Genomic DNA, 895 nt, shown 5'->3' on the forward strand with positions numbered 1-895 from the left:
GTTCATCCGGGGCATCTCTGGAAGATGGGGGTTACGAAGCCAACCCAGCCCCCAGGAGCCCCGGATGAACCTGCATAAACATGCCCGTTTGAGCCCTCGCGGTCGAGCCCTGCTCGTGGATCGCATCCTTGCTCATGGTCTGCGGGTGGAAGAAGCGGCGCATGCGGCCGGCGTCAGTGTCCGCACGGCCTACAAGTGGCTCAAGCGGTTCAAGGAGGAAGGCCCGGAAGGCTTGGCCGACCGGTCCTCTCGGCCACGACGCTGTCCCCATGCCACGCCACAGGAGGTCGTGGACCAGGTCATCGCGCAGCGCCGCTCACGGCAAACGTATCGACAGATCGCCCAGCAACTGCCCGTGGCGCCGAGCACCATCGCCCGGTTGCTGCGCCGCGCCGGCCTGCACCGGCTGGCGGACCTGGAGCCAGCGCTGCCGGAGAATCGCTACGAGTACGCCCAACCCGGCCAACTGCTGCATCTGGACATCAAGAAGCTGGCCCGGTTCCGGCGGCCCGGCCATCGCATGACCGATGATCGGACGGTCAACTCCCGCGGTATCGGCTGGGAGTACGTCCACTTGGCCATCGACGACCACTCACGCGTGGCCTTCGGCTCCATCGAGCCGGACGAGCGCGGGATCAGTGCCTGCAGGGCCCTGGTGCAAGCGGTTCGCTACTACCGCAGCTTGGGCGTGCGCTTCGAACGTGTTCTGACCGACAACGGCGCCTGCTACCGATCACGCCGCTTCCGCCGCCTTGTCCGCCGGCTCGGCATGCGTCATCTGCGCACGCGACCCTACACCCCGCGCACCAATGGCAAGGCCGAGCGACTGGTCCAGACCAGCCTGCGCGAATGGGCCTATGCGCGCTCCTATACCAGCTCCGAACAACGCGCCAAC

At 66.8% G+C, this 895-nt stretch carries 1 protein-coding gene; it reads left to right on the plus strand.

Annotated elements, in window-relative coordinates:
* Positions 1-64: 64 nt before the first annotated feature.
* Positions 65-895: IS481 family transposase (locus LDO26_RS18145; RefSeq protein WP_232132494.1), on the plus strand; the 831-nt coding region annotated here is incomplete at its 3' end.

It is taken from the genome of Proluteimonas luteida (assembly GCF_021191695.1).
Taxonomy (GTDB): domain Bacteria; phylum Pseudomonadota; class Gammaproteobacteria; order Xanthomonadales; family Xanthomonadaceae; genus Luteimonas; species Luteimonas luteida.